Source organism: Promicromonospora sp. NPDC110617, from assembly GCF_055598465.1.
This window is the reverse complement of record NZ_JBVKBM010000001.1, coordinates 1356307-1375327: the sequence shown is the minus strand read 5'-3', so window position 1 is coordinate 1375327 and position 19021 is coordinate 1356307. Positions and strand designations below refer to the sequence as shown.

Annotated in this window: 22 protein-coding genes; 9 read left to right on the top strand and 13 right to left on the bottom strand. The window is 73.5% G+C overall.

What is annotated here, in order from left to right; all coding sequences use genetic code 11:
• Positions 1–7 precede the first annotated feature (7 nt).
• A complete protein-coding gene (locus ACZ7LE_RS05970) occupies positions 8–436 on the bottom strand; it encodes a VOC family protein (RefSeq protein ID WP_400549427.1) in 429 nt (142 codons plus the stop codon).
• A 65-nt stretch (positions 437–501) separates the two neighbouring features.
• Positions 502–1131: a DUF6928 family protein gene (locus tag ACZ7LE_RS05965; RefSeq protein ID WP_400549425.1), complete on the bottom strand. Its 630-nt coding sequence runs from the start codon at positions 1129–1131 to the stop codon at positions 502–504.
• A 128-nt stretch (positions 1132–1259) separates the two neighbouring features.
• Here ACZ7LE_RS05965 and ACZ7LE_RS05960 point away from each other — a divergent pair, with 128 nt between their 5' ends.
• On the top strand, positions 1260–1814 hold the full coding sequence (locus tag ACZ7LE_RS05960) for a DUF6912 family protein (RefSeq protein ID WP_470402394.1): 555 nt from the start codon (positions 1260–1262) through the stop codon (positions 1812–1814).
• A gap of 104 nt (positions 1815–1918) precedes the next feature.
• On the opposite strand, the gene hisN is transcribed toward ACZ7LE_RS05960, so the two are convergent.
• The 3 genes from hisN to ACZ7LE_RS05945 all read right to left on the bottom strand — a co-directional run bounded on the left by hisN (position 1919) and on the right by ACZ7LE_RS05945 (position 4844).
• Positions 1919–2719: a histidinol-phosphatase gene (hisN, locus tag ACZ7LE_RS05955; RefSeq protein WP_397392303.1), complete on the bottom strand. Its 801-nt coding sequence runs from the start codon at positions 2717–2719 to the stop codon at positions 1919–1921.
• 143 nt (positions 2720–2862) lie between these two features.
• Positions 2863–4158: a hypothetical protein gene (locus ACZ7LE_RS05950; RefSeq protein ID WP_470402393.1), complete on the bottom strand. Its 1296-nt coding sequence runs from the start codon at positions 4156–4158 to the stop codon at positions 2863–2865.
• Positions 4155–4844, bottom strand: coding sequence for a hypothetical protein (locus tag ACZ7LE_RS05945; protein WP_470402392.1), 690 nt, complete (start codon positions 4842–4844; stop codon positions 4155–4157). The genes ACZ7LE_RS05950 and ACZ7LE_RS05945 overlap by 4 nt, the downstream gene beginning before the upstream one ends.
• A gap of 195 nt (positions 4845–5039) precedes the next feature.
• Here ACZ7LE_RS05945 and ACZ7LE_RS05940 point away from each other — a divergent pair, with 195 nt between their 5' ends.
• Positions 5040–5258: a helix-turn-helix transcriptional regulator gene (locus ACZ7LE_RS05940; RefSeq protein ID WP_020016485.1), complete on the top strand. Its 219-nt coding sequence runs from the start codon at positions 5040–5042 to the stop codon at positions 5256–5258.
• A gap of 98 nt (positions 5259–5356) precedes the next feature.
• Here the strand turns inward: ACZ7LE_RS05940 and ACZ7LE_RS05935 are convergent, their stop codons facing one another.
• Positions 5357–5911, bottom strand: coding sequence for a hypothetical protein (locus tag ACZ7LE_RS05935; protein ID WP_470402391.1), 555 nt, complete (start codon positions 5909–5911; stop codon positions 5357–5359).
• A gap of 153 nt (positions 5912–6064) precedes the next feature.
• On the opposite strand from ACZ7LE_RS05935, the gene ACZ7LE_RS05930 reads away from it, so the two are divergent.
• Both ACZ7LE_RS05930 and ACZ7LE_RS05925 read left to right on the top strand, forming a co-directional pair.
• A complete protein-coding gene (locus tag ACZ7LE_RS05930; RefSeq protein ID WP_470402390.1) occupies positions 6065–6994 on the top strand; it encodes a LysM peptidoglycan-binding domain-containing protein in 930 nt (309 codons plus the stop codon).
• Positions 6995–7045: 51 nt separating this feature from the next.
• The gene (locus tag ACZ7LE_RS05925; protein WP_470402389.1) at positions 7046–7663 is read left to right on the top strand and encodes an Rv3235 family protein; all 618 of its coding nucleotides are present in this window, start codon (positions 7046–7048) and stop codon (positions 7661–7663) included.
• A gap of 8 nt (positions 7664–7671) precedes the next feature.
• On the opposite strand, the gene ACZ7LE_RS05920 is transcribed toward ACZ7LE_RS05925, so the two are convergent.
• Together ACZ7LE_RS05920 and ACZ7LE_RS05915 are read right to left on the bottom strand one after the other, a co-directional pair.
• Positions 7672–8310 carry a nucleoside/nucleotide kinase family protein gene (locus ACZ7LE_RS05920; protein WP_470402388.1) on the bottom strand — a complete coding sequence of 213 codons (639 nt, stop codon included), beginning with the start codon at positions 8308–8310 and terminating at the stop codon, positions 7672–7674.
• Positions 8301–9185, bottom strand: a complete 885-nt coding sequence (locus tag ACZ7LE_RS05915) for a PfkB family carbohydrate kinase (RefSeq protein WP_470402387.1) — start codon at positions 9183–9185, stop codon at positions 8301–8303. Before ACZ7LE_RS05915 ends, ACZ7LE_RS05920 begins: the two co-directional genes overlap by 10 nt.
• Positions 9186–9240: 55 nt before the next feature.
• On the opposite strand from ACZ7LE_RS05915, the gene ACZ7LE_RS05910 reads away from it, so the two are divergent.
• The gene (locus ACZ7LE_RS05910) at positions 9241–9858 is read left to right on the top strand and encodes a DinB family protein (RefSeq protein WP_470402386.1); all 618 of its coding nucleotides are present in this window, start codon (positions 9241–9243) and stop codon (positions 9856–9858) included.
• On the opposite strand, the gene ACZ7LE_RS05905 is transcribed toward ACZ7LE_RS05910, so the two are convergent.
• Positions 9822–10625 carry a MerR family transcriptional regulator gene (locus ACZ7LE_RS05905; RefSeq protein ID WP_470402385.1) on the bottom strand — a complete coding sequence of 268 codons (804 nt, stop codon included), beginning with the start codon at positions 10623–10625 and terminating at the stop codon, positions 9822–9824. The two genes, ACZ7LE_RS05910 and ACZ7LE_RS05905, sit on opposite strands and share 37 nt — an antisense overlap.
• Before the next feature lie 126 nt (positions 10626–10751).
• On the opposite strand from ACZ7LE_RS05905, the gene ACZ7LE_RS05900 reads away from it, so the two are divergent.
• The gene (locus ACZ7LE_RS05900) at positions 10752–11279 is read left to right on the top strand and encodes a DsrE family protein (protein WP_470402384.1); all 528 of its coding nucleotides are present in this window, start codon (positions 10752–10754) and stop codon (positions 11277–11279) included.
• Here the strand turns inward: ACZ7LE_RS05900 and ACZ7LE_RS05895 are convergent.
• Both ACZ7LE_RS05895 and exaC read right to left on the bottom strand, forming a co-directional pair.
• Positions 11236–11667, bottom strand: a complete 432-nt coding sequence (locus ACZ7LE_RS05895; protein ID WP_470402383.1) for a DUF779 domain-containing protein — start codon at positions 11665–11667, stop codon at positions 11236–11238. The genes ACZ7LE_RS05900 and ACZ7LE_RS05895 overlap by 44 nt on opposite strands.
• A gap of 97 nt (positions 11668–11764) precedes the next feature.
• Entirely contained in the window at positions 11765–13288 is a 1524-nt protein-coding gene (gene exaC, locus ACZ7LE_RS05890; protein ID WP_470402382.1) for an acetaldehyde dehydrogenase ExaC, read from the bottom strand.
• Between the two features lie 241 nt (positions 13289–13529).
• Here exaC and ACZ7LE_RS05885 point away from each other — a divergent pair, with 241 nt between their 5' ends.
• Positions 13530–15161 carry a vWA domain-containing protein gene (locus ACZ7LE_RS05885; protein WP_470402381.1) on the top strand — a complete coding sequence of 544 codons (1632 nt, stop codon included), beginning with the start codon at positions 13530–13532 and terminating at the stop codon, positions 15159–15161.
• Positions 15162–15435: 274 nt separating this feature from the next.
• On the opposite strand, the gene ACZ7LE_RS05880 is transcribed toward ACZ7LE_RS05885, so the two are convergent.
• Positions 15436–16068, bottom strand: a complete 633-nt coding sequence (locus ACZ7LE_RS05880) for a hypothetical protein (RefSeq protein ID WP_470402380.1) — start codon at positions 16066–16068, stop codon at positions 15436–15438.
• Between the two features lie 289 nt (positions 16069–16357).
• Here ACZ7LE_RS05880 and ACZ7LE_RS05875 point away from each other — a divergent pair, with 289 nt between their 5' ends.
• Complete coding sequence (locus ACZ7LE_RS05875) at positions 16358–17662, top strand: transcriptional regulator (RefSeq protein ID WP_470402379.1); 1305 nt, start codon at positions 16358–16360, stop codon at positions 17660–17662.
• Between the two features lie 75 nt (positions 17663–17737).
• Positions 17738–18631, top strand: coding sequence for a sulfurtransferase (locus ACZ7LE_RS05870; RefSeq protein WP_470402378.1), 894 nt, complete (start codon positions 17738–17740; stop codon positions 18629–18631).
• 4 nt (positions 18632–18635) lie between these two features.
• Here ACZ7LE_RS05870 and ACZ7LE_RS05865 read toward each other — a convergent pair whose 3' ends face one another.
• Entirely contained in the window at positions 18636–18947 is a 312-nt protein-coding gene (locus ACZ7LE_RS05865; protein WP_470402377.1) for a DUF3175 domain-containing protein, read from the bottom strand.
• Between the last annotated feature and the right edge of the window lie 74 nt (positions 18948–19021).

Genomic DNA, 19021 nt, shown 5'->3' with positions numbered 1-19021 from the left:
GAGGACATCAGGGCTGGAGGAACATCCAGCGGTGCCCCTCCAGGTCCTCCGCCCGGTACGAGCGGCCGTACGGCGCCTCCTCGATCTTCGAGAGCACCCCCGCGCCGGCCGCCTGGGCGTGGGCGAGGTGGGCCTCGACGTCGTCCACATGGACCAGCACGCCGTCGATCACCCAGGGTGTCGACAGCCAGGCGTCTGCGGCCCGGCAGTGCTTGCGGTGCTCGGCCGGACCCTCGTAGGACGCGAGCTCGGAGAGCATCACACGACCGCCCCCGGCGTCGAGCTCGCCGTGGGAGAGATGTCCGTCGTCGTCCAGCCAGCGTTCCGCCTCGGTGAAGCCGAAGGCCTCGATGAGCCAGTCCATGGCGGACACGCCGTCCTGGTAGGACAGCATGGGGACCACCCCGGTCGGACGGGCAGTGGTGGGTTCGGGCATGACGACCTCCTCGCTCTCGAACAAATGTACGAGTGATTCGGAGATCTGTCGAGCGCTGGGCCCGGTTACACCACCTGGAAGCCGAACAGCTCCACGGCCCACGGGTCGAGCCGGCCGGCGGACGGGCCGCCGTCGTCGGCCCCCTCGATGTTGAAGCCGAAGAACTCGCGCAGGGCGTGCTCCCCCAGCTCCAGCGGGTGGAACGGCAGCGCGTAGTCGCCCCCGGCCGGGTGCTCGCCCGCCCAGAACGGCTGCTCGAAGGCGAGGCGCTCGCCCGTGTCCTCCAGCACGCCGTCGTCCGGCGAGAGGCTGAGCGAGCGCACGAGCGCGCCATCCCGCCACACCGCGAAGGCGAACCAGTCCACGACGCTGTGCATCGCGTGCAGGTAGAGGGTGCGGCCCATGCTCGCGTCGACCAGGTGGGCGGGAAGCTGCGAGGGCCGGTCGAGCATCAGGGCCTGGTCGCACAGGACGTCCACCTCGGGCGTCGACAGTGCGCACGCGCGTCCCTCGGGCGGGAACACCGCGTCCCCGAGATCCCAGGGCTCCTCGCCGTCCGGCCGGATCCGGGCCGGTGGCCACAGCAGGCCGAGCAGCTCGGCCGCGCTCGCCTCGTCGGCGAACTCCGCCGCACCCGTCAGACCTGTCGCCACGTCTCCGTCCGCGTACACCAGCATCGCGGTCTTGGCACCCATCTCGTCTCCTGCCCTCGGCTGCTACCACTGCCCGCGGCGTCCCGCCCCGACGCCGGACACGAGAGTACGGGGACTGGGTGACACCGCCACTCCACTCGCGTGGGCTCGACACACGGCAGACTGAGCACATGCGCATCTACGTGCCCGCCACGCTCGACGAGCTCGACGCCGTCTCCCACTCCACCGCCGCCGCCCGCTGGACCGTCGCACCCCGCCGGGCCCACGCCGTGACCAAGGAGCTCGAGGCCGCCCTGCCGGACGAGGACGCCGAGGGCCTGGAGTACGTCGCCGCGCTCAACGCCGCCGACGACTCGCTGGCGCTGATCGCCGGCCGCACCGACGCACCGCACCAGCGCGTGATCATCACGGTCGAGGTTCCGGACGCCACCGTCGGCCCCGTCCCGGCCGGCGGCGCGGACGACGACGAGCCCGTCGCCTCCGAGGTCCAGGTGACCAGCACGGTCGAGCAGGTGGCGATCGTCTGCGTGCACGTCGACGAGCCGGAGGCGGCGGCCGACATCGCCGACGTCCTGGCCGCCGCCGACGAGGAGAGCGACGCCGAGACGACGGCGGAGGTGGGCGAGGAGTCCGACTCCGCCCTGGACGAGGCGCTGCAGCGCGTCACGGACCGCGACCTGCTCTGGTACGACTGGAGCGAGATCAAGGACGTGCCGCGGGGCTGACGACGCGGACCGCGTGGTCTCCACTCGAGGCACGAGGGCGGAGCCCACGCGGTTCCCGAGGAAGCCACGCAGAGAGCACCGCGCGGCTGACCCGGCCGCGGCCGTCAGCCCAGGAAGTCGAGCGCTTCCTTGTGCAGCTTGCCGTTCGTCGCCACCGCGTTCCCGCCCCACGGGCCGGGCTTGCCGTCGAGCGAGGTGAAGGTGCCGCCGGCCTCGGTGACGATCGGCACGAGCGCGGCCATGTCGTAGACCTCAAGCTCGGGCTCCGCGGCGATGTCGACGGCGCCGTCGGCCACCAGCATGTACGACCAGAAGTCGCCGTACCCGCGGGTGCGCGCGCACGCCCGGGTGAGGTCGAGGAACCCGTCCAGCTTGCCGCGCTCCTCCCAGCCGCCGAGGGACGCGTAGCTGAACGACGCGTCGGCGACGCGGGAGATGCCGGAGACCGACATCCGCGACGCGGACGCCAGCGACTTGCCGGTCCACGCGCCCGAGCCCTTGGCCGCCCACCAGCGGCGGCCCAGGGCGGGTGCGCTGACCAGGCCCACGACAACCTCGTCGCCGTCGGCGAGCGCGATGAGCGTGGCCCACACGGGGACGCCGCGCACGAAGTTCTTGGTGCCGTCGATCGGGTCGACGATCCAGCGGCGGGCGCCGCTGCCGGCGGAGCCGTACTCCTCGCCGACGATCGCGTCGCGTGTACGCGCGCGGGCGAGCTGGCCCCGGATGAAGTCCTCCGCCGCGCGGTCGGCGTCCGACACGGGCGTCAGGTCCGGCTTGGTCTCCACCTTGAGGTCGAGCGCCCGGAAGCGGGACATGGTGATGGAATCGACCTGGTCGGCGATCACGTGCGCCAGACGCAGGTCGTCGGCGTAGTTGTCCTTCGTCACGGCGGCCACGGGCACAACCTAGCGCCGGTTGCCAGGTTTCCGTCGCCGAGCCGCGCCGGACGGGCGGATTGTTACGCGCGATGTGCCTCGTGCGGGCCGCCGAGCCGCCGCCAGACCACCGCTCAGACCGCCGCTCGGATCGCCGCTCGGATCGCCGCTCACACTGCCGCGGGCACGAGGTCCCGGACCCGCGCCGCGAGGCTCTCGAACGCGGCCCGCGCGGGCGATCCCGGGGCGCACTCAGCCAGCACCCGGCCCGCCAGCAGCGCGGCGTCGAGCCCGGCCGGGTCGTCCGGCACGAGGTGCGCGTCGCCCACTCCCCCGTAGCGCGCGAGGGCGTCGCGCACCTGGGCCTCGGCCCGGCGCCCGACGGCGGAGACCCGCACCCGGTTCACGACCACCACGCGCGCCGCCGGGACGGGCACCGCGGCGTCTCGCAGGTCCTCCAGGCCCCGCACCAGCCGCTGCAGCCCCACGGGGTCGGCGCTGCCGACGACCACGACGACGTCCGCGGCCTGCAGCGCGCTCAGGGTCGCGCCGTTGCGCTGCGGCGCACGCGTGTCGTACATGAGCAGCTCGTCGGCCTCGAGCACCGGACCGCAGTCGACCACGGTCCAGGCCGCGAGCTCGCGGCAGCGCTGGAACACCACGTCGAGCGAGCTGGCGGGCAGCTCGGGCCAGCGGGACGCCCGGGTGATCCCGGTCAGGACGCGCACGCCCGGCAGCACCACCGGGGCATGCCCGGCCAGCGTCCGCACGTCGAGCATCCCCTGGCCGGCCGCACGGGCGGCTGCGGCCAGGCCGGGCGCGTCGTCGAGCAGGCCGAGGCGGGAAGTCACCGAGGAGGCGTAGGTGTCGGCGTCGGCCAGCACGACGGTGCCGTGCGCCGGGGGCACCGGGCGCGGCCGGCGCAGCAGGCCCGAACGGCGCGGTGCGGTGGCGCCCACCCCCGCGAGGGCGGCGGCGAGCTCGATGGCGGTGGTGGTGCGGCCGGGAGAGCCGGCCGGACCCCAGACGGCGACGAGCACGCCCGGCCGGGTCCCGTCGTCGGGCACCGCAGCCAGGGCGGCACCTGCCGCGAGGACGTCGTCGTGGGCCGGGCCGTCGCCGCGGACCGCGGCGACGAGGTTCTCCGCGTCACCGCCCGCGACCACCACGTCGCAGCCCAGGCCCGCGAGCCGGGCGGCGGGCGTGGCCGGGTCCTCGACCACGACGACCCGCAGGCCCGCGCCGCGCAGCCGCGCCACAGCGTCCCGGTCCAGGCCGGGCAGGTCCCCGGAGACGACGGCGGCCGTGCCGGCACCCGCCTCCGCCGCGGCCAGGAGCTCGGCGAGCTCCGCGCACCGCCGGGAGACGGTCGTCCGGGGCTGCGCGCCGAGCACGGTCACCACCGCCGCCTCCTCCTCGGGCGCCTGCACCGCGACGAGGACGGTGACCGTCCGCTCCTCGCTCACCGGACGCCGCCCGCCACGGGCACGACGGCGACGGTGCCGGCGTCGGAGAGCGCGGCCAGCACGGTCGGCAGCACGTCCTCCGGGACCAGCACGTGCAGCGTCACCGTGCCGTCCACGACGATCGCGCCGTCCTGCGCGTCCACCTGCTCGACGACCACGCCCTCCGCCAGTGTGACCGGCTCCGGTCGGGCCGCGCCTGCCTCGCGCGAGACGGGCACGTCGGGGACGAACCACAGGTCGACCACCACGCCGGCCCGGATCCGGTCGGACAGTCCCGAGGTCACGGGGACGGCGACCGAGCGGACGGCAGCATCCGCGCCGAGGGCCGTCAACGGCACCAGCTCGCCGTCGTCCACCACGCGGAGCACCACCAGGTCCGCCGGCAACGGCTCGGCGGCGGACAGATAGCGGCCCGTTCCGGACCCGAGCCGGACGTCGACCGTGCGGAGCGAGTCGGCGGTCAGGGCCGCACCGGGCGTGAGGGCGCCGTCGGCCACGAAGACCGGTACGGTGCGGCTCGCCGCCGAGACCACCCAGGAACCGCAGGCGACGGACAGCGCGACGATGACGAGCCCGGTCACGAGCCGCGGATCGCGCCAGCCAGGCCTGCGCAGCCTCGTCGCGACCGGCTCGGGGAGACCCTGGTCCCGGACTGCGGGCGCCGGGGTGGCCGGGGCATACGTCATCTCGGTCCTTCCGCGTACTTTGGTGGACTTTGGGTAGGGCGTCGAGTACAAGTTGAACCCCGAACCCGGGTGGAATGACGCACAGCCTGGGCAGAGCGCCGGAACCATAGTGATCGAACGTCGCCGATCCGGCATCAGATAAACACTTCTTGTGGATAACCCCCTCATGTCGGTGTCTCGTGCCACACTGTTCCCATGGAAAAGCGCTTTCTCTCTCTGGCGGATGTGGTCGAGACCCTCAACATCTCGATGGCCCAGGGCTATGCACTCGTTCGCACCGGCGACCTTCCCGCCATCCAGGTGGGGCCCAAGAAGGTCTGGCGCGTCGAGGCAGCCGAGCTCGAGTCGTACATCGAGCGTATGTACGCAAAGAGCCGTGAGCGGCTCAAGGGATCTGCGGCCGCTGACGGCTGAGCAGACGGCTGAAAAGCCGCGTCGTACATGACGGGACCGGCACACTCCATACGGGGTGAGACCGGTCCCGCTGTCCATTTCCGGGCATTCCAGTCGGTTTAGGGTGCCTCGCTCACGACCAGCAGGGCGGTGAAGGGAACCAGCCGCGTTCCGCGACCGTCGAACAGGTCGACGTCCAGGTGATCGCGGCCGACGCGCGCGATCCGCCCCGCCCACACGCCGCTCAGGGTGCGCACGGCGACCCGGGCCCGGTCGCGCTGCAGGCCACGCAGCACCGGCCCCAGCCCGAGGGAGTCCCGCCGCGACGTCGCGGACGTCGCCTGACGGGCCAACCCGTGCGCCGCCGTCACGGCGGCCAGCGGCACCAGGTGCTGGCTCGCCGGCTCCGGCCGGAGCCCCTGGAGCAGCACCCATTCGTCCGCCGCCTCCAGCACGACGCCGCGCAACGGTGCACCGTCGAGCAGCTCGACCGTCACCACCGCGCCGACGACGGCGCGGAACCTGTCGGCGAGCGTCATCGTCGCATGCTCGGCGCGCGTCAGCTCGGACACGAGCGCGTCGGTCTCCGCCACCGCCTGCGCGCGCGCCTGCGCCTCGAGATCACTGAAGAGGGCCTCCCAGCGCGTGGGGCCGGTCGAGCGCACGGATGTCATGCAGACACCCTGCGCCATCCACAGGCATCTCGCCCTCCGGTGGACACCCTCCGGACACCCCTGTTGAATAACGAGCGCCGGACGACATCAAACAACATCACCGATGCCGTCCGCGCTTGTAATGTCTGTAATCACACCGCAGCAGGGGGAACCATGTTGACGCACGCCCTTGAGCACGCACCGGCTGCCGACCGCCACGACGATGGCCGCGGGCTGTCGCATGCGGGCCGCCCACCGGCCGGCTCCCCGGCCCCGGACGCGACCTCGGGCGCCGGGGACGCGGAGACCGGAGGCGCCTGGCGAGGGCTCCTCGGGCTGCTCGCCGTCGGGACGGCGCTCGTCGCGGCGTGCGGGGTGCTCGGCACGCGCACGTGGCAGGTGGGGTCCGGCCTCGGCGCGGCGCTGTTCCCGGTGGAGGACATCGTCGAGCTGGCGGCGGTCGCCGTCGGCACCGTGGTGGCCGGCTGGACGGGTGTGCACGCGCTGCTCGCGCTGGCCTGCGTCGTCGCGGACCGCCGCGGCAGGCGCTGGGCGGCGGCCGAACGCGCCGTGGCCCGCCACGCGCCGGCCGTGGTGCGGCGCCTGGCCCGGGTCGCGGCGGGCGCAGGGCTCGGCCTGGCGCTCGCCGCGCCGACGGCGATGGCCCTGCCCACCGGCGCGGTCCCCGCCGCGGACGCGGGGCCCGCTGTCGTCCTCGACCTCGGCTGGCGGTCGACGAGCGCGGTGAGCGGGGAACCGACGGACCATCAGGGCCGGTCGGTCGCCTCGGACGCCTCGGACCCCTCCGGCCCCGGACCTGCGCCCGGGCGGGCATCCCTGGTCGACCAGGACCGACACGCGGGAGCCGGCGAGGAACCCACCGTGATGGTCGAGGCGGGCGACACGCTGTGGGCCCTCGCCGCCGACCAGCTCACAGCCGAGCAGCCGCCCGGCGCCGGGCCGTCCGGCGGGTCGTCCCGCGACGTCGCGCCGTCCGACGCCCAGATCGCCGAGGCCGTCGTCCGGTGGCACGACGCCAACCGTCGGGTACTGGGCCCCGACCCGGACTTGATCCGGCCGGGCACGGTGCTGCACCGGCCCTGAGCGCCGTCGCGCACCCCGACCCGTACCCATCGCGCCCCCAGGAGATCCCGGATGACCACGCTCGACAGCCCACCCGATGCCACTGCTCCCGTGCCGGAGGCCGCCCCGCCGTCCCGCACCCGCCGCACCACACCTCGCCCGGCGGCCGGGGCGACGGCGCCGCCCGCCCAGCGCCCCGCCGTGCCGCCCGCCGGACCGGTCACCGGGCCCGGCATCGGCCGGCGGCTGCGCCGCATGCGGATCGGCGGCACGCCGTACCCCGAGCTGCAGAACGCGGCGGCGGCGCTGGAGGCGCTGTCGGGCCGGCCGGTGCCCGAGCCGGACCCCACCCTGCCCGACCCCACCGCGCAGGTCTGCCGCGTGGTCCGCGCCGCGGTCGAGGTGCTGCGCGGGGAGCGCCCCGCGGCGCAGCTCGCCCGCTGGGTGACGCCACAGGTCTACGACCAGCTGCTGGAGCGGGGCCGGCTCATGCGGGAGGCCCGGCAGGTGCGGCCGCCGCGGCCTAAGGCGCACCCCGCCGCGGTGCGGCGCGTGCGGCTGGTCCGGCTGGGCGCCTCGTCCGCCGAGGCGACGGTGATCCTGCACGACGAGGGGCGGGTGCGCGCCGCGGCCGTGCGGCTGGAGGCCCGGCGCGGGGTGTGGCGCGTAGCGGTCCTCGAGATCGGCTGACCGGGTGGCTACACCCACTCCACGACGAGGTCCGCGGTGTCCCGGGTGGTGGCGATGAGGTCCGCGTTGCGCTGGTCGGAGCCGCGGGCCCACGCCTCGGCGTCGGGGAGTGGCTTGCCGAACGCGTGGTGGCGCGCGACGAGGCGCCGCAGGCGCTCGGCGTCGGCCAGGTCGACGTACCAGATCTCGGCCATGCGGGCGCGGGCGGCAGGCCAGGCGCCGTCGGGCGCGAGGAGGTAGTTGCCCTCCGTGATCACCAGGGGCTCGTCGGCGACGACGGTGCCCGCCGCCACCGGCTCCTCGATCTCGCGGCGGAACTCCGGCGCGAAGACCTGCGGGCTGCCCGGCCGGCGGCCCGCGATCCGGCCGATCAGCGCGGCGTAGCCGGCGTCGTCGAAGGTGTCGATCGCGCCCTTGCGCGCGCGGCTGCCGCGGGCCTCCAGCACGGCGTTGGACAGGTGGAAGCCGTCCATCCCGACGACCACGGCGGTACCGGGCGGCAGGCCGTCGGCGAGGGCGGCGGCCAGGGTCGACTTCCCCGCGCCGGGCGGGCCGGTGATGCCGAGCACCCGCGCCTCGCCCGCGCGGACGGCGTCGTCGGCGAGCCGGGCCGCGCGCTCGACGAGTTCCGCGGTGGTCAGGCGCACGCCGCGTACTCCAGCCAGGACCGGGGGCCGACGTGCTGCACGCGGATGGACGCCACGCGGATCGCCTCCTGGACCGCGGACTCCAGCCCGGCGCCCTGGGCGAGCGCCACGCACAGGGCGCCGTGGAACGCGTCGCCCGCGCCGAGGGTGTCGCGCACCGCGACGCTCGGCACGTAGGTGGATCCGTCCCGTCCGTCTTTGTCGCACCAGGTCACGGGCGCGGAGCCGTGCGTCGTGACTACGGCCTTGGACGCGGGGGCCCCGTCGGGGGCGCGGAAGTCCGCGGACCGGGCGGCCACGTCGGCCGCGCCGAGCAGGTCCGCGAAGACCGGGCGCCAGCGGCCGGCATCGAGCACGATCAGCGGCCGGGGCTCCAGGGCGAGGGCGTACGCGAGGACGCTCCGCGCCAGGTCGGGATGGTGCCCGTCCAGCAGCACGACGTCGGGCCGCGGCAGGGTGTCCAGCTCCACGCACGTCACGTCGAGGCCGTTGGTGAGCGTGGCGTCCGGCGAGACGACCGACCGGTCGCCGGTGACGTCGTCGACCAGCACGGCCGAGACGGCGATGGGGATCTCCCGGCCGTGCGCCGTGTCGTGGATCTCCACGCCGTGGTGCTCCAGGTCGCCCCGGGCGGCCGAACCCACCGGCCCGGTGCCCATCGCGCTGATCAGGAGCGCACGCGCCCCGAGCGTCGCCGCGATGACCGCGGCGTTCGCCGCGGGCCCGCCCGCGGAGACGTCCTGGCGGACGGCGGTGATCTTCTCGTCGGGGCCCGGCCGGACGGCGCTGCGGTGGATCACATCGAGCGTCGTGAGACCTGCGAACCAGCAGGTCACCCGGGGTTTTTGCGGAGATTCGGCGGCGGTGTCGCGCATGGGGCAGAGGCTACCTTTGAAACCGGGTGTCAGAGACCGGGCGTACTGTCCGAGCATGACGACGACGGAACCGACCATACCGCCGACACCACCCGCTTCCGTGTGGCGCGACCTCCTCCTGGACCAGCTCTCGTTCTACTGGGACTTCCACCTGTGGCCCCGCCTGGAGGGGCTCACCGACACCGAGTATCTCTGGGAGCCCGCGTCGCCGGCGTGGAGCGTGCGCGCCGGGGCCGACGGGGTGCCCCGGCTCGAGCAGGAGGTGCCCGAGCCGGAGGTCCCGCCGGTGACCACGATCGCCTGGCGCATGGTGCACGTGGGCCGCGACGTGTTCGGGCGGCGCGCCCGGGCCCTGTTCGGCCCGACCGACGCACCGCCCGACGCCGACATGTTCGACGCGCGGCACTGGCCCGAGGCCCCGGTCACGGCCGCCGGCGGCCTGGCCATGCTCGAGGAGGGCTACCGGTCGTGGCAGGCCGGCATCGCCGCGCTGGACGACGAGTCGCTGCTGCGCCCGATCGGCCCCAAGGGCCTCGCGTACGCCGAGTTCCCGATGGCGGCGCTGGTGACCCATCTCGGTCGCGAGGCCATGGCGCACGGCGGGGAGATCTGCCTGCTGCGCGACCTGTACCGAGCTCAGTACGCACCGTCCGCGTCAGCCGCGGCGGGATAGGCCCGCTCCGCGAAGACGCGCAGCGCGTCGCGGACGAACGTCGCGCCCTCCGTGCCGCCGTAGTTCGCGGCGAACCGGTCGTCCGCCACGTACATGTCGGCCAGACCCAGCAGGTATCCGCGGTCGGGCAGCGGCTGGGCCGCGCCCGGTGTGCCCGGCACGGACACGAGCCACTCGGCGTGCCGGGCCGCCAGGGCCTGTGCCGCGTCCGAGGCCGGGTCGGTCCCCGCCGCCGCGGCGTCGGCCCAGTCCTTGCTGAGCTCCGCGACCCGGCCCTTCCACTCCTGCTGCTCCTGCGGGGTGAGCCCGCGCCACCACGCGTCGCTCTTGCGGTACGCGTCGCCGCCCCAGCGCTCGGTGACCTCCTGCTCGTACTGCGTGTGGTCGAAACCGTCGAACATGTCCTTCGCCATGATGCTCTCCTTGGTGGTGTCCGGGTCCTTCTCGAGATCCGCGACGGTCCGTTCGACCGACGCGATCTGCCGGGCCAGCCGGCCCTGCTCCGCCCGCAGCGACACGAGGTGGGTGCGCAGTGCCTGCGCCTCGTCCCGCTGGGCGTCGAGCACCTCGGCGATGGCGCCGAGGCCGAGCCCGAGATCACGCAGCAGCAGGATCCGCTGCAGCCGCACCAGCGCGGTGCGGTCGTAGCGGCGCGGGCCGGCGTCCGTCGTGCGGACGGCGGGCAGCAGGCCGACGGCGTCGTAGTGCCGCAGCGTGCGGCTCGTGACGCCGGTCAACCGCGAGATCTCCTGGATGGACCATTGCATGTTCACCACCGTAGAGGTTGACGCCGCGTCAACTTCAAGCCCCTCTTCCCACCGACCAAGAACTGCCAAACAGATGAACCTGTGGATAACTCATGTCCACTGGCATCCTCGCCCAGACTCGTCGTCATGACAGCATCGAGCGAGATCATCCCGGGCCAGCCCTTGGTCGACGACGCGGCGCTCCTCGCGTTCGCGCACCTCCTGCACGGCGGCATCCGGCCGCGGCGCCGTACGCTGTGGTTCGCCCTGCTCGACGGCGAGCGCCGCCCGCTGCCCATGGTCGTCCCCGTGGACCTGGTGCCGGAGCTGCCCGACCCGATCGGGGTGGGCAACCTGGGCCAGGCCTGGCACCAGATCCTGCGGGGCGAGCCGGGCGCATCGGTGGTGGTCGTGCTGGAACGCCCCGGCCCCGGTGATCCCTCGTACGAGGACCGGGCCTGGCACGCGGCGCTCCGGTCCGCCGCCGCCGAGCAGGGGCTCACGGTCGCCGCGTTCTTCCTCGCCACGGCGGACGGCGTCCTGGCGCTCGCCCCGGAGCAAGCAGCTGCTCCCGACGATGCCCGGCTGATCGACGCCGCGGGCGCTGGATCGGACAGACCGGTGCCCGGGGTCAGGCCCCGATGGCCTCAAGCCGTTCCCACTCGTCGTCGGTGAACAGCCGCGACCGGATGAGGAACCGCACGCCCTCCGGCGCCTCGACGCTGAACCCGGCGCCGCGGCCCGGCACCACGTCGATCGTCAGGTGCGTGTGCTTCCAGTACTCGAACTGGTTGCGGCTCATCCAGACCGGCACGGTGAACGATCCGGCCTCCGCGGCCGGGATCGCGAGGTCACCGAGGTGCACGTCCGCGTCGCCGGTGATGAAGTCGCCGTCCGGGTAGCACATGGGCGACGAGCCGTCGCAGCAGCCGCCGGACTGGTGGAACATCAGCTCGCCGTGCTTGTCCCGCAGGCGCACGAGCAGCGCCGCCGCGTCGTCGGTCACGGCCACACGTGCCGCGGGTGACCCGCCCGCCGGGGCCGGTCGAACGTCGTCGGACATGGAACCTCCCAGAGCTCGAAGTCGAACCGGACCGCCGGGCGGGAGGCCGGTGACGTACCGGCCGGGCCTCCCGCCCGGCGTGGTGCCCCGCGCCGGCCTAGAAGAAGCCCAGCTTGTCCGGGGAGTAGCTGACCAGGAGGTTCTTGGTCTGCTGGTAGTGGTCGAGCATCATCTTGTGGTTCTCGCGGCCCACGCCCGAGCCCTTGTAGCCGCCGAACGCCGCCGCGGCCGGGTACGCGTGGTAGTTGTTGGTCCACACCCGGCCCGCCTCGATCGCCCGGCCGGCCCGGTAGGCGGCCGCGCTCGACCGCGTCCACACGCCCGCGCCCAGCCCGTACAGGGTGTCGTTGGCGATCTTGATGGCGTCGTCGTAGTCCGCGAACTCCGTCACCGCCACCACCGGCCCGAAGATCTCCTCCTGGAAGATCCGCATCTCGTTCTTGCCCTCGAAGATCGTGGGCGTCACGTAGTACCCGCCCGCGAGGTCGCCCTCCAGCTCGGCCCGGTGCCCGCCGGTGAGCACCTTGGCGCCCTCCGCCTTGCCGATGTCGAAGTAGCTGAGGATCTTCTCGAGCTGGTCGTTGCTGGCCTGCGCGCCGATCATCGTGTCGGTGTCCAGCGGGTTGCCCTGCTTGATCGCCTCGGTACGCGCCACGGCGTCGGCCAGGAACGAGCTGTAGATGTCGCTCTGGATGAGCGCGCGCGACGGGCACGTGCACACCTCACCCTGGTTGAGGGCGAACATCGTGAAGCCCTCCAGGGCCTTGTCGTAGAACTCGTCGTGCGCCGCGGCGACGTCGCTGAAGAACAGGTTCGGCGACTTGCCGCCCAGCTCCAGCGTCACCGGGATGATGTTCTGCGACGCGTACTGCATGATCAGGCGGCCCGTCGTGGTCTCGCCCGTGAACGCGATCTTGCGGATGCGGGACGAGCTCGCCAGCGGCTTGCCCGCCTCCGCGCCGAACCCGTTGACCACGTTCACCACGCCCGGCGGCAGCAGGTCCGCGATGAGCTCCATGAGGTACAGGATCGACGTCGGCGTCTGCTCCGCCGGCTTGAGCACCACGGCGTTGCCCGCCGCGAGCGCCGGGGCGAGCTTCCAGACCGCCATCAGGATCGGGAAGTTCCACGGGATGATCTGCCCGACGACGCCCAGCGGCTCGTGGAAGTGGTAGGCGATCGTGTCGCCGTCGATCTCGCTGATCGACCCCTCCTGGGCCCGGATCGCGCCTGCGAAGTAGCGGAAGTGGTCGATGGCCAGCGGCAGGTCTGCGTTGAGGGTCTCGCGGACGGGCTTGCCGTTCTCCCAGGTCTCGGCGACGGCCAGCTCCTCGAGGTGCTCCTCCATGCGGTCGGCGATCTTGTTCAGGATGATCGCGCGCTCGGTGACCGACGTGCGCCCCCACGCGGGCGCGGCGCCGTGCGCGGCGTCGAGGGCCCGGTCGATGTCGTCGGCGTCGCCGCGCGCGACCTCGGTGAACGTGCGCCCGTTCACCGGGCTGGGGTTCTCGAAGTACTGCCCGTTCGCCGGGGGTACGTACTCGCCGCCGATCCAGTGGTCGTACCGGGGCCGGAAGCTCGCGATGGCACCTTCGGTACCTGGGGCTGCGTACACGGTCATGGTCTGCCTCCTCGCAGGATCTCGCGCCCGCCCCGGGATGCCCGGCGGCGGAGCCGCGCCCCGGGCGCACCGGTGCACCCGAGTGCGGCGAGGGTAGGCAGCGGGGCGTTGCATCCGCGTTGCAACCCGACCGTGACCTCGTGGTGGCAAGCCAGGCGGCCGCCGGCACAGATGGACAGATGAGGACAGATCGCCGGGCCGACCGTGCCCGTGCGACGAGCCGACACCGAGGAGAAGCCCCATGAACCTCGCACCACGCCACCCCGCCCCCGCGGTCCCGCTGCTGGTCCCGCTCGCCGCGGCGCTGTCCGTGGTGCTGGCGCTCGCGGGCTGCACCGCGCAGGACGGCGGGTCGGACTCCGTCACGGAAACGAACCTGTCGGCCCCCGACACGGCTCCCGCCCCTGACGGCGCGCAGGCCCTGGACGGCGCGTCGGCCCCGGAAGCACGCAGCGACGAGGCGTTCGTGCCGCCCGCCCTGGAACCCTTCCCCGAGCCCGGCCCGACCGACCCCGCGGGCGAGGAGTACGACGACTCCCCCGAGTCGCCGTTCCTCGACGTCGCGACGAGCCCGCTGTCCACGTTCTCGTCCGACGTCGACACGGCGTCGTACTCGAACCTGCGCCGTCAGGTGAACCAGGGCGTGGCGCCCGAGGGGGTGCGCATCGAGGAGCTGGTCAACTACTTCGACTACGACTACCCGGCGCCCGCCGCCGGGGCCGAGCAGCCCTTCTCCGTGACGACCGAGGTGGCGCGGGCCCCGTGGAACCCGGAGCACCAGCTCGCGATGGTGGGCGTCCAGGCGACGGAGGCACTGCCGACGTCGGAGGGCAACAACATCGTCTTCCTGCTGGACGTGTCCGGGTCCATGGACGAGCCGAACAAGCTGCCGCTGCTGGCGGAGTCGTTCGCGTTGCTCGTGGAGCAGCTCGACGAGCGTGACCGGGTGTCGATCGTGACCTACGCGGGCGACAACCGGGTGGTCGCCGACTCGGTGCCCGGCTCGGAGCACGGCGTGCTGGTGGACCACCTGCGGTCGCTGCGGGCCGGCGGGTCCACGGGTGGCGCGGCTGGGCTGACCACGGCGTACGAGCTGGCCGAGAAGAACTTCGTGCGCGGCGGCAACAACCGGGTGATCCTGGCGACCGACGGCGACTTCAACGTGGGCCCGTCCTCGCCCGAGGAGCTGACGACGCTGGTCGAGGCGGAGCGGGCGTCCGGGGTCTACGTGTCGGTGCTGGGCTTCGGCATGTACAACCTGAAGGACAGCATGATGGAGGCGATCGCGGACCACGGGAACGGCAACTACGCGTACATCGACACCCTGGCCGAGGCGCGCAAGGTGCTGGTGGACGAGTTCGGCTCGACGATGTTCGTCGTCGCCCAGGACCTGAAGCTGCAGGTCGAGCTGAACCCGGCCGTGGTCGGCTCGTACCGGCTGCTCGGGTACGACAACCGGCGTCTGGCGGACGAGGACTTCGACGACGACACGAAGGACGCCGGCGACGTGGGCGCGGGCCACTCGGTGACGGCGTTCTACGAGCTCGTCCCTGCCGGCGACGGCCCGAGCACGAGCGACGACTTCATGACGGTGCACGTGCGGTACAAGTCCCCGGACGAGGGGCCGTCCGCCGCGAGCACCGAGGTGGAGTTCCCGGTCGGCTCCGCCGCCTACACGACGACGCCGTCGGCGGACTTCGAGTTCGCCTCCGCGGTCGCGGAGCTCGGGCTGATCGCCACGGGCTCGGAGCACCGGGCGGAGGCGAACCTCGACGGGGCCCGCGCCCGAGCGGCGGGTGCCCTGGGTGCCGACCCGTACGGGCTGCGCGCGGAGTTCGTCGACCTGGTCGACGCCTACCGCGAGATGGGGTGACCGTGGGGTGATCTCGACACGGGACGGCGGCTGTCACCCGGGCGCGCTTTCGACACACCCGATCGAAAGACATACAGAATGCGCTGGAGATCTTTTTACCGCCGACGAATCGTCCGGGAATTTTCGGCCGGACGCGTTCAATGCGGAATTCGAATCCTCGGCGGCAGTGCACCGCCGCGGAATGACGCCGGACACCGATCTTCGCGCTCCTGGTCGCCGAGGTCGTTCTCGAGGCGGACCCTGCGCTCCGGGCGGCCGGCGGACCGCGGGTCGGTCAGGAGCCGTCGTGCGACGTGAGCACGGTCCGGTTGCCGACCGGCTCGCGGGTGTCCAGCGCGCGCTGCGCGCCCTGCGACTGCTGCACCATGTCGACGGCGACGCGCAGGTCCTCCACGGCCCAGTCGAGCGAGGTCTCGATGTGGGTGGCCTGGGCGAGCAGGGTGCGGGCCTGCGTCACCGACGTCGGCGGGGCGTCGGTCAGCCGCTGGGCCCCGGCCTGGCGCGCCTCGGCGAGCGCCTGGGCGAGGACGTCGCGGGTGGCGGGGTCCGCGACCTGGCCCTCCGAGCCCTCGTAGACCCGCTCGGCCGTCTCGAGGACGGCGGCGAGGTCGTGCGACCGGGCCGAGGTGCTGGTGACCTGGCTGTCGATCTGGGCGGTCAGGCTGAGGATGCGGCCGGTCTCCTCCGCGCGGGCAGACATCGACCAGAGCGTGACGGCGACCGCCAGGCACGTGATGATCGCGGCGCCGAACGTCCACCGGCGGCGGCCCCGCGCGCCAGCAAGGTCGAGGCCGGCGTCGGGCTCGAGCGGCGGCGCAGGGGTGTCGAGCGCGGGCAGGTCGGCGAGCTCGATCGCGGGCAGTGCACGGCTCGGACTGTCTCCGGCCTGTTCATCAGTTCCAGACATCTGCGATTCCGGTCTAGCTAAAGCGACGGTGTTCAACTCTTCCCCCAAAGAGAGTTCTCATGAAAACTATCTGTCGGACGCGAAGCCCGTTTAACTACCGGTGCTATTGACGCTAAGACTACTTTCCGCGGCGCGCGCGGCGAGACCGTAATGCACTTGTGATCTGTGGAAAACCGCCCCGAGACGGTGGAAAACTTGGGGATCACGGTGGACAACTTGTTGATGAACTTGGTCCGATGCCTACACTGGCGTGGTTCGACGACGACGTCGGGACAGGGTGAGGGGCAGCATGCAGCAGGTGCCACACCGGGACGCGCGCTGGGTTCGCGCGGCATATGAGAGCTTCGTCAGTTCCGCCGGCTCGCTGGAGCCCGACGGGATCGACCCGATCGTCGCGGCGTCGTGGCAACGGAGCCTGCGCAACGGTGTGGACCCCGACCGGCCGAGCACGGTCACGGTCGCGGCGTCGGACGAGCTGGACGAGTACCGCAGCGCCCATCCCCTGGCCGTCGCGATGCCGCTCGTGCGTGACCTGGTGGGCGGGGCGACGGGCGACGGGCTGGTGGTCGCGGTGTCCGACGACGTCGGCCGCCTCCTGTGGGTCGAGGGCCGCGGGCAGGTGCGCTCCGCCGTGGACGGCGTCGGCTTCGTCGAGGGCGCACTCTGGCGCGAGGACTCCGTGGGCACCAACGCGCCCGGCACCGCACTGGCCGCGCGGCGCCCCGTCCAGGTGCTCGGCGCCGAGCACTTCGCGCGCCCGGTTCAGCGGCTCAGCTGCACCGCGGCCCCGGTGCACGACCCGGCGGGCGGCATCATCGGCGTCCTCGACCTGACCGGGGGCAGCGCCGCCGGGTCGCACGTCGCCCGCGCCCTGGTGCGCACCACGGTCGCCATGGTCGAGCGCGAGCTCGCGCTCCAGGCCGCGGGTGCGGCGGGGGCGGACGCCGGCCGCGCGCCCTGGGCGGCCGACGTCGCCCCGGACGGGGACGCCGGCCCGGCGGGCGGCGCGGCCGACCGCGTCCCCGACCTGCGCCTGCTCGGCACGCCGACGCTGCGCGGCCGCCGGCTCTCCCTGCGGCACGCCGAGATCCTGCTGCTGCTCGGCGAGCGGCCGCGCGGCCTCAGCGCCGAGGAGCTTGCCGTGCTGCTGCACCCGGGCGACCTGTCGCCGGTGACCGTCCGGGCGGAGATCTCCCGCCTGCGCCGGGTGGCCGACGGCGTGCTCGACGGCCCGCTGCTCGCCGGGTCCCGCCCCTACCGGCTCGCCCGGATGCTCCGGTCCGACGTCGACACGGTGCGCTCCCGGCTGAGCCGCGGCGACGTGCGCGGCGCGCTGTCCGCGTACCCCGAGCCGCTGCTGCGCCGCTCGGTCGCGCCCGGCGTGGAGCGGCTGCGCGAGGAGCTGGAGGCCGAGGTCCGGGCGGGGGTGCACGCCTGCGACGACGTCGTCGCCGTCGAGCAGTGGACCGCCCGCGACGAGGGCGCGGACGACCACACGGCCTGGACCCTCCTGGTGCGGCTGGCCGAGCCCGGCGGGCCGCAGGCCGCGCGGGCACGGGCCCACCTGGGCGTGCTGGAGCGACGGCTGTCCTGATCGGCACCTCCGGGATCATCCGGGGCCCGCCCCGTGTTCCTAGACTCGACAGTGCACGCTCATCGAGGAGGAACCATGCCCGCTCCCATCGACCCGTCGGACAAGATCGCGCAGTACGCCCACCCCGAACGGCTCGTGAGCACGGCGTGGCTGGCCGAGCACCTCAAGGACCCGGGCATCGTCGTGGTCGAGTCCGACGAGGACGTCCTGCTCTACGAGACCGGGCACATCCCCGGCGCGGTGAAGGTGGACTGGCACACCGAGCTGCAGCACCCGCAGGTCCGCGACTACCTCGACGGCGCCGCGTTCGCCGCCCTGATGGGCGCCAAGGGCATCACGCGCGACACGACGATCGTGCTGTACGGCGACAAGAACAACTGGTGGGCCGCGTACACGGCGTGGGTGTTCACGCTGTTCGGGCACCAGGACGTACGCCTGCTCGACGGCGGCCGCGGGCTGTGGAGCGCCGAGGGCCGCGAGCTCACCACCGACGTCCCCGCTCCCGCCCCGGTCGAGTACCCGGTGGTCGAGCGCGACGACACGACGGTCCGCGCCTTCCGCGACGACGTGCTGGCACACCTCGGCAACGGCCCGCTCGTCGACATCCGCTCGCCGCAGGAGTACACCGGCGAGCGCATCGCCATCCCGGACTACCCCGAGGAGGGCGTGCTGCGCGGCGGCCACATCCCGACGGCCCGCAACGTCCCGTGGGCCACGGCGGTGGCCGAGGACGGCACCTACAAGACGCGCGCGGAGCTCGACGCGATCTACACCGCCGGCCTGGGCCTCGACCCGGCCGACGCCGTCGTCACCTACTGCCGCATCGGCGAGCGCTCCAGCCACACCTGGTTCGCGCTGACGTACCTGCTCGGGTACCCGAACGTGCGCAACTACGACGGCTCGTGGACCGAGTGGGGCAACGCGGTGCGCGTCCCGGTCGCCACGGGCGCGGAACCAGGCACGGTCTGACGGGTCAGGCGCGGCCGAAGGCCTTGCGGAGCTCGTCCTTGGCGCGTTCCAGCACCTCGCGCTGGTCGGCGTCGAGGTCCTTGCCCGCACGGTTGACGTAGAACGTGAGCATCGACATCGCCGACCGGTACGGGGAGCTCTTGCGCCGGTCGCTCGCCTCGGCCGACCGCTTGAGGGACCGGGCGATCCGCGCGGGGTCGGCCCAGGTGAACACGCCCTCCTCCAGGTCCAGGGCGTCACTGCCCTCGGTGACGCCCTGCGACCAGCGGTCGGGGCCGCCGTCGGACCCCTTCTTCGACCCCTTGTTCCCGGCCATACGGCCACGCTACGACGCCGTCGGCCCACTCGCCCGGGCCGTGCCCCGCGGCTCGCCCCGGCCGCCGCGACGGT